Here is an 8471-nt window from a genome sequence, read left to right as displayed (position 1 = left end):
GACACGGACAATCGCCCACAGGGGCTTGCGTTTTCTCGAAAACCATGATACATTACTAGACGTCGACTTCGTCAGTGACGCAGATGAGCAGAGACGAGCGACAGAGACGCGTGCCCGTAGCTCAGTTGGATAGAGCGTTTGACTACGAATCAAAAGGTCGGGAGTTCGAATCTCTCCGGGCACGCCATGCAATTCCCGGAGTGGCGGAATTGGCAGACGCACACGACTCAAAATCGTGCGGGAAACCGTGCCGGTTCGAGTCCGGCCTCCGGGACCAACGCTTGACGGGGAGACCATGTGGGGCTATAGCTCAGTTGGGAGAGCGCCAGAATCGCACTCTGGAGGCCAGCGGTTCGAATCCGCTTAGCTCCACCACATTCCTCGATAGCTCAGCGGTAGAGCATCCGGCTGTTAACCGGAGGGTCGTAGGTTCGAATCCTACTCGGGGAGCCATTGCACTCCCCGTCGAGCGAGGCAATCTCCACATGTAAATACCCGAAGTTCAGATGGGCGGTTAGCTCAGCGGGAGAGCACTCGCCTCACACGCGAGGGGTCGGCAGTTCGATCCTGCCACCGCCCACCATTTTTATGGGCTCATAGCTCAGTCGGCTAGAGCGCACGACTGATAATCGTGAGGTCGGTGGTTCGAGTCCACCTGGGCCCACTCGTGATTGCGAACCGCCGGGATGCCCTTGATGCAAGGGGATCCCGGCGGTTTTTGATCATTTGTGATCATGAAGGGTAACAAGAAAGTGACAAGTCTTCGCGATGAGATCCGGTCATGGGTCTTCATGTTGAGCCCCGATCTTTTTGCCGATGACATCTTCGGGTTCGTACGACGGAAGGCCAGTGATGAAGACTTTTCCGTCGTTCGAGATCTGAAATACGACTCGGTCGCCCTCGCTGAAGTTCAAAGCGCGCGAATTTCTATAGGAAGCGTAATCTGGACCTTGGGGGAATCTTGGCGATGGTGGTGACCACGATGAAACCCTCCCTTCCTTCCTTCAGGTCTCATCACACAGTTCGCAAAGCGTAAAGTAAAGAAACACTCTATTTTCGTTACATACAGCATCATACGCGACTGCACAGGGGCTGACCCACGCAAAGACCCGTGGCAGCGGTTTATTCAATGCCGTACGGTTTCCTTAAACTTGTCTATCAAGCGGAATGTGGGAAACGGGTCCTTCCGGTGAACGCAGCTCTATCTCGAATCTCTCGCGACGGCACGCCCTCGACAACACGGACGCGACACCTCGCGCACCTCGCGCACCTCGCCCCTCATGCTCCTCGCCTCGGTGTCATACGTATCCATAACGAGGGTTTCCCGAAGCTCATCGATATGACCCGCCGCGCTCGATTCGCAAGGGTGTGACGCACACGTCCGAAGTCAGGAGGTGAAGCGGTGGATTTTTCGTTCACGGAGGAACAAACGCAGTGGCGCGAGGTCGTGAGGGACTTTGCGCGCCGTGAATTAGCTCCCCAATACACCTATTGGGATCGGACCGGCGTGTTTCCCAGGGAATTGTGGCGGGCCATGGGCAGGCTCGGGCTCACGGGGTTGCGCGTGTCCGAGGCGTATGGCGGGAGCGGCGCCGATTGCGTGACCACCGGCATCGCGGCAGAAGAGATCGCGCGCGCCGATTTCAACGCCGCCTATGCGGTGATGTTGAACGCGCTTTTGGCCGAGGTCATGGAGTCCCATGCGACGGAAGCCGTGAAAGCATCGTGGCTCGCGCCCATGGCCGCGGGCGAGCGGCTGATCGCCATCGCGGTCACCGAGCCGGGGGCAGGGTCGGATGTCGCGCAAATCTCCACGCGGGCGGAGCGAAAGGAGAACGCGTACGTGCTCACAGGCGAGAAGTCGGGAATTTCTCTCGCCGCTGTGGCGGACGCCTTTGTCGTGTTCGCCAAGACCGACCCTCAGGCGGGGGCGCGCGGGGTGAGCGCCTTCTTGGTGCCGAGAGATGCGCCTGGCGTGGAGGTGCATAAATACCAAGATATGGGTCATACCGCCGTTGGACGGGGATCTGTGTTCCTCGATCACGTCGAGGTGCCGGAGGACTACCGAATCGGCGACGAACACCGCGCGTTTTATCAGCTCATGAAAGGCTTCGATCTCAGCCGCGTGCTCATCTGCCTGCAGTGTCTGGGCGCGGCCATGCAGTCGCTGGAGGAGACGGCGGATCACGTGAAGCGCCGGCGCGCGTTCGGCCGTCCGCTTGCTCAATTTCAAGGGGTGGCCTTTCCGCTCGTCGAGTACCACACGTGGGTGGAGATGATCCGCTGGTTCAGTTACAGGGCGCTGTGGTTGCGCGATCGCGGCCTTCCCCACACGAAAGAAGCGTCGATGTGCAAGTGGCTCGGTCCGCAGATCGCGGTGCAGGCCATTCACGAGTGCATCCTTCTTCACGGCCACTACGGCTATACCAAGGACCTGCCGCTCGAGCAGCGGTTGCGGGACGTGATCGGCCTGGAGATCGGCGACGGGACGGCGCAGACCCAGAAGATGGTCATCGCGCGCGAGTGGCTCGGCAAGGAATACAAACCGTATTGAACAGGAGGCGGTCACATGCCGTACACGGACATTCTCTACCAGAAGCGCGACGGGATCGCCAAAGTCACGATTAACCGTCCTGAGGTGTTGAACGCGTTTCGATCGCTCACCGTTCGCGAGATGATCGACGCCTTTCGCGACGCGTGGGACGATCCCACTATCGGCGTGGTGGTGCTGACCGGAGCGGGCGATCGCGCCTTTTGTACGGGCGGCGACCAGAAGGACCGCGACAGCGAGGGGTACACGGGCACGGGCGGCGATCTCGAAGAGGGCATCGGCCTCGAGATTGAAACGCTGCACGCGCTCATCCGGGGAATTCCGAAGCCGGTGATCGCGGCCGTCAACGGCTACGCCATCGGCGGCGGACACGTGTTGCACGTCCTGTGCGACTTGAGCATCGCGTCGGATCGAGCGAAGTTCGGCCAGGTGGGACCGAAAGTCGGGAGCTTTGACGCGGGGTATGGAACCGCTTACCTTGCGCGCGTAATTGGAGAAAAGAGGGCGAGAGAACTGTGGTTTCTGTGCGAGCAATACACCGCTGAAGAGGCTCTCGCGATGGGGCTCGTCAACAAGGTCGTTCCTCACGAGCAGTTGATGGACGAAGTCGAACGCTGGTGTCAGAAGATTCTCGGTAAGAGTCCTACCGCCCTCAAATTTCTGAAGTATTCCTTCAACGCGGACTCGGCGCACATCGAGGGCATCACGCGCCTCTCGATGGCTTCGCTCGCCATGTACTACCGCTCCGAGGAGGCGCTGGAGGGGCTGCAGGCCTTCAAAGAAAAGCGCAAGCCAGACTTCCGGAAGTTTCGGCGCCGGGACCGCTAAGGGTGCGTCGGGGGGAGGGATCGGGATGAGGCTTCGCGACAGGGTCGCCATCGTCACGGGGGGCGCGCGGGGCATTGGGAGGGCCATCTGCGAGCGACTTTCGGCGGAGGGAGCCATCGTGGTGGTGGTCGATCTCGACCTGGAGGGCGGGCGAGAGACCGCGGCGCGCCTTTTGTCCGAGGGGCGAGAATCCATCGCCCTGCGCGTCGACGTGACGAGCCGAGCCGACGTGGTGGCGATGGTGGAACAGGTGATGCAGCGATTTGGGCGGATCGATATCTTGGTCAACAACGCGGGGTGGGACCGCATCGAATTCTTTCTCGACAGCCAGGAGGAGACGTGGGAGAAGATTCTCGCCATCAATCTGAAGAGCGTCCTGTACGCCTGTCACGCCGTGCTGCCCCACATGGTGGCGCGATCGTACGGCAAGGTCGTCAACATTGGCTCCGACGCGGCGCGGGTGGGATCGACCGGGGAGGCGGTGTATTCCGCAGCGAAGGGCGGGGTCATCGCGTTTTCCAAGACGCTTGCGCGCGAGATGGCCAAATACGGCATCAACGTGAATGTCGTGTGTCCGGGGCCGGCGAGAACGCCCTTGTTTCAAGAAATTGCGGCTCAAAACGAGAAACTCGCGAGCGCGCTCGAGCGGGCGATTCCGTTTCGCCGTCTCGCCGAGCCGGAAGACATTGCGGGCGCGGTCGCCTTTTTGGCGTCCGAGGATGCCGCGTTTATCACGGGACAGACGCTCAGCGTGTCGGGCGGGCTGACGATGGTGTGATGAAGGAGGGATGAGGCGTGGACGACCGATGGGAGGCGAGTGTGCGTCGGCTGTTGGCGCGCGACGACGTCTGGATGACCCGCGCCCACGTCGACGCGTACCTGCGCGAACGCCGATGGACCGAGGAGACGTTTCTCGACTTTCTCGCGAGACATGCCGCTCAAACCCCTTGCGCGCCGGCCGTGATCGACGAAGATGGGACAGTGATGACCTACGGCGATCTCGAAGACGCATCCAGCCGGTTGGCGCAGGGATTGCGTGAGCTCGGCGTGGTCCCCGGGGATCGGGTGGCCCTGCAGCTGCCAAACCGGCATGAATTGGTCGTGGCGCTCATGGGTGTGGCCAAGGCGGGGGCGGTGTCGGTGCTATGTCACATGCCCTACACCGAGCACGATCTCGCCTACGTACTTCAGCTCACCAAGCCCAAGGTCGCGATTGTGATGGAGTCGTTTCGCAACCGGGACCTTGTGGGGACCATGCGGCGCGCCGCGGAACAAGCGCGTTGCGCCTTGATGTTGGTGGCCGTACCGTCCAGCCACCGGCCAGAGGTGGTGTCGTACGAGGCGCTTCTGCGGCGGGAAGCGGATGAAGAAGAACTCGCCGCGACGCGCCCCGTCGCCGTCGATCCCTTTTTCATCATGTTCACCTCTGGGACGACGGGAAGGCCAAAGGCGGAGTTGCATCTGCACGCAAACAACTTGTACTGGATTCGGCAACTGAACGACACAGCGCGCTTTGAACCGTCCGCCAAGTGGCTCATCGTCACGCCCATCGCTCACCTCACGGGCCTTGGCATTGGCTGTCTTGGCGCATTGTATCGCGGTGCGCCGGTCGCGTTCGTGACCGAGTGGCATGTGGAGCGCGCCATGGTGGTCATGCGCCGCGAGCAGCCCACGTACTTGTTGGGGGCCACGCCGATGCTGGTCGATCTCGCCCGCGCCGACGGTTTCACGAAGTCCGCGGCGCCGTCGCTGCGAGCCGTCGTGTACGCGGGAGCCGTCTGTCCCGCTGAGATTTTGAAAGTGCTTCACGACAAGCTGGGTGCGGGCATTTTCGCGTGCTACGGTTACACCGAAGGCGGAGTCACCCACATCACTCGCCCCGGAGACGGGATCGACGTCACGAGTGTATCATTTGGCAAGCGATTGGATGGCATCGAGGACCAGGTGGTGAATGAGAACGGGCAGAAGCTCACGCCGCCGTGTGAAGGCGAGCTTTGGGTGCGCGGCGCGAATATGATCCCCGGCTACTATCGGCAGCCGGAGAACACGCGCCGCATGTTCGATCGCGACGGGTGGTTTCACTCGGCGGATATCGTTCGCATGGACGAAAACGGGTACTGCACGTTCGTATCCCGGCGTGACGATCTCATCAACCGAGGCGGGTACAAAATCGACCCGCGCGCCATTGAAGAAGTCCTGTACACCCATCCCCGCGTGGGCCAGGCGGCGGTGGTGGGGGTTCCGGACCCACGGCTTGGTCAGCGGGCCGCGTGCTTCATCGTGCCCAAACAGCTGGGAGACGTCCTTACTCTCGCGGAAATCCAATCGTTTCTGCGCGATCGCGGCGTGAGCAAGTCTCACTGGCCGGAGGCGCTGCACATGATCCAAGGCTTTCCCATGACGAGTACCGGCAAGTTCCAGCGCTTCGCCCTGCGCGAACTGGCAGCTCGTCTGCAGCGTGGCGAAGACCATCCCCGACCTTGATGTTGGCCGGCGCGCGGGGTTTCTGGGCAAATGGGGCGCGTGTTCAGGCTGCGGTGGCCGTCCGCGCTGCAGGGCGCGACGCGTGGCGCCGCGCCATCATGAGAAGGGCGGTCAAGATGCACGCGAACGAAACGAACATCTGAATGTGCAGCCAGTAAAGCGACGGGACCCACCGCGTCAGATGGTTGACGAGGAACGTGGCGGGCAACGTCTGCAGGCCGTAGGCCGTTGCGAGTAGCACAGCGTACGTTCGGCGCGCGGACGCGACGGGATGGCGCCGGATGAGATGGAACGACGCCATGAGCGCCGGCAACGTGAGCACCATGTGCGGCTGCTCGACGAGCGGTGAGACCGCCACGGGTAGAAGCGCGCTGAGCCCTATCCGGATGGACTCAGGCGTCCATGGCTTGCGCCGCATGGCAGCGCCGATGACGAACGCGAGCGCGAGGGCGTACGCGTCGAAGAGCAGGCTCAGCCACGTGGGGGTCGATCCGCCGCGCCCCTTGCTCCAGAGCAGCTCCAGAACGCCAAGCAGGGACTGGTTGTAGGGGGCCGGGCCATTCGCCATGCTCTGTTTCCCGAACTGAAGAAAGTGAGCTGCGTATGCCGCGGTGCTCTCCCACCCGAGGAAGAGAAACGACGCGGCCAAACCCAGCGCGAGGATGCTAAGCGAGCGTGCCACGACGTTCCATCTCCTTTGGATGGCGAAGGCGACAAGCAATGCGAGGGGCGTCACCTTGATGGCCGCAGCGGCGGCCAAGGCAAGCGCGCCTACCGTGGGCTTATCGAGGCGATGGATGGCGTAAAACGCAAGCGCCAGAAGGGCAAATAGGATTGTGTTCACGTTGCCGACGGCGATGTCGAGTTGAAAAGGCGTCAAGGTGAGCGTGGCCGCGACGGCGAGGAGGAGATGTCCCCGCCCGATCCGCGGCCACAGCGTCTTCATGGTCCAGTAGACGCCGAACATCCCCGCTGTCATCGAGAGCATGCGCCACAAGGCGAGGGACAGCCCGAACGGGAACAGGCCCAGCCAGGCGAACATCCACGCGAATTGGGGCGGATAGACGTAGTGATTGTGCGGATCCATGGGATAACCGTGTGCCATCAAGAACGCCCGCTCGGAAGCCGGATTGTACAGATGACTCCAATCCGCCTGTCCAGCCAGGACGTGCAGAAAAGCGTTGTAGAAGAACGCGTAGTCGTAGCCGAGGAAATGGAGCCGCCCGAGCCCTTGCCATTCCTTCGCGACGCAAATGCCAATGACGCTCAAGACCAGCGCCAGAGCGAACGGCCTGACGGCGTATCGGCGTGTGCGCCCGTGTAGGTTCAACCTAGATTGCCTCCTTGTGTTCCGAGGTTAACAGGGGCAGCGTATCACACCATCTATCAAAATCCGCTTAGAAGGTCGATAGACCGGTGGCGCTGTCGTGATGGACGGTTGTGCGGACGCTCGCGTTCACGGCGTCGTCTTCCGAAAGATCTCTTGTTGATCCATACACAGATCTTCTAAAATGAAACTGATGTATAACAACGCATAGCGCGATTCCGCCCACGCCACCGCAAGGTGTGCGGACGTCTTCGGGCGTGATCGCAAGACCCGGGGGGAATGGCATGGCCACGCGAGTGGATGTGGCGCGAAGGGCAGGCGTTTCGCCGACGACGGTGTCGCGGGTCCTCAATGAAAACGGATACGTTGCGGCGGACGTCCGAGAGCGCGTGCTCCAAGCCATTAAGGAATTGAACTACGTGCCCAACCGCATGGCGCGGAGCTTGAAGATGAAGCGGTGCGGGCAGTTCACCTGCATCATTTCCTCGTTGAGCAATCCTTTCTACCACGAGGTGCTCCTCGGCATCGAGCGGGCCGCTTTGGGGCGCGGCTACACGTTTTCGTTGTATAACGTCACCCGTGACCGCGAGGCTTACATGAAGCTGATTTTGGAGGGCTTCTACGACGGCCTCATGGTGCTCACGCCGTACGAGGTCATGAACGTCGTGGACCTGAAGGAGTTGTCGCGAAAGATCCCTGTTTGTATTTACAAGGACCGCAGTTCGGACTTCGGGCTGCCCCACGTGCAGGTCAACCTGTACCAAGCCATGTGGCGGAACGTGGCGTACCTCATTGAGCTTGGGCATCGCGACATCGCTTTCCTCGGGGAATACGACGATCACGAGGAGAATCCGCGATATGCGGGTTACCTGGACGCGATGCGCGACCATGGCCTCGTGGCCGGAACGCCCCTGGTCCAGTTGGTTCCGTACTTGCGCGACACGATGTCGGCAGGGTACGAGCGCACTGCCTCCATGCTGGATCAGGGCATTCGGTTTACGGCGATTGCGGCGTCCAACGATTTGTTGGCGCTTGGCGCCATTCGAGCCCTTGCGGAACGTGGCATCCGTGTACCGCGCGACGTCTCTGTGATTGGCATCGACGACGTGGAACTCGCGCGCATGTCCACGCCGGCCTTGACCACGGCGCGGATCCCGAAGGCGGATGTGGGCGCCAAACTGGTTCAGTTGCTGTTGGATCAGGTGGAGGGCGTGTCGTCGGCGCCTCGAAGTGTCGAATTGCAGACCGAGCTCATCGTCCGCGAATCGACGGGGCGGGTTG

Annotated in this window: 6 protein-coding genes and 6 tRNA genes; 11 read left to right on the top strand and 1 reads right to left on the bottom strand. The window is 61.5% G+C overall.

The genetic code is table 11. The features are described 5' to 3' along the window. The first annotated feature begins 110 nt into the window (after positions 1-110). From AS26_RS12735 to AS26_RS12685, 10 genes are all read left to right on the top strand, one after another. Positions 111-187: transfer RNA gene (locus tag AS26_RS12735), tRNA-Arg, on the top strand. Positions 188-194: 7 nt separating this feature from the next. Beyond that, a tRNA-Leu gene (locus tag AS26_RS12730) sits at positions 195-277 on the top strand. A gap of 22 nt (positions 278-299) precedes the next feature. Next, positions 300-375, top strand: a tRNA-Ala gene (locus AS26_RS12725). Between the two features lie 3 nt (positions 376-378). Next, positions 379-453 (top strand) — tRNA-Asn (locus AS26_RS12720). 55 nt (positions 454-508) lie between these two features. Then, positions 509-583, top strand: a tRNA-Val gene (locus AS26_RS12715). A 7-nt stretch (positions 584-590) separates the two neighbouring features. Continuing rightward, a tRNA-Ile gene (locus tag AS26_RS12710) sits at positions 591-664 on the top strand. A 738-nt stretch (positions 665-1402) separates the two neighbouring features. After that, on the top strand, positions 1403-2554 hold the full coding sequence (locus AS26_RS12700; protein WP_062310272.1) for an acyl-CoA dehydrogenase family protein: 1152 nt from the start codon (positions 1403-1405) through the stop codon (positions 2552-2554). Positions 2555-2569: 15 nt separating this feature from the next. Next, the gene (gene menB / locus AS26_RS12695; RefSeq protein WP_062310267.1) at positions 2570-3379 is read left to right on the top strand and encodes a 1,4-dihydroxy-2-naphthoyl-CoA synthase; all 810 of its coding nucleotides are present in this window, start codon (positions 2570-2572) and stop codon (positions 3377-3379) included. A gap of 25 nt (positions 3380-3404) precedes the next feature. Next, positions 3405-4157, top strand: a complete 753-nt coding sequence (locus tag AS26_RS12690; RefSeq protein ID WP_062310265.1) for an SDR family NAD(P)-dependent oxidoreductase — start codon at positions 3405-3407, stop codon at positions 4155-4157. 17 nt (positions 4158-4174) lie between these two features. Continuing rightward, entirely contained in the window at positions 4175-5863 is a 1689-nt protein-coding gene (locus AS26_RS12685; RefSeq protein ID WP_062310262.1) for a class I adenylate-forming enzyme family protein, read from the top strand. Between the two features lie 43 nt (positions 5864-5906). Here the strand turns inward: AS26_RS12685 and AS26_RS12680 are convergent, their stop codons facing one another. Continuing rightward, entirely contained in the window at positions 5907-7193 is a 1287-nt protein-coding gene (locus tag AS26_RS12680) for a glycosyltransferase family 87 protein (RefSeq protein WP_062310259.1), read from the bottom strand. A 281-nt stretch (positions 7194-7474) separates the two neighbouring features. On the opposite strand from AS26_RS12680, the gene AS26_RS12675 reads away from it, so the two are divergent. Beyond that, positions 7475-8471, top strand: a 997-nt coding sequence (locus tag AS26_RS12675; protein ID WP_062310255.1) for a LacI family DNA-binding transcriptional regulator, incomplete at its 3' end; no start/stop codon positions are given.

This window comes from Alicyclobacillus sendaiensis NBRC 100866 (genome assembly GCF_001552675.1).
Taxonomy (GTDB): domain Bacteria; phylum Bacillota; class Bacilli; order Alicyclobacillales; family Alicyclobacillaceae; genus Alicyclobacillus; species Alicyclobacillus sendaiensis.
This window is presented reverse-complemented; position numbering and strand designations above follow the sequence as displayed.

Excerpts from the sequence above, each read along its gene's own strand:
- AS26_RS12690 (WP_062310265.1), top strand. The coding sequence starts at position 3,405 with ATGAGGCTTCGCGACAGGGTCGCCATCGTCACGGGGGGCGCGCGGGGC.
- menB (WP_062310267.1), top strand. The coding sequence starts at position 2,570 with ATGCCGTACACGGACATTCTCTACCAGAAGCGCGACGGGATCGCCAAA.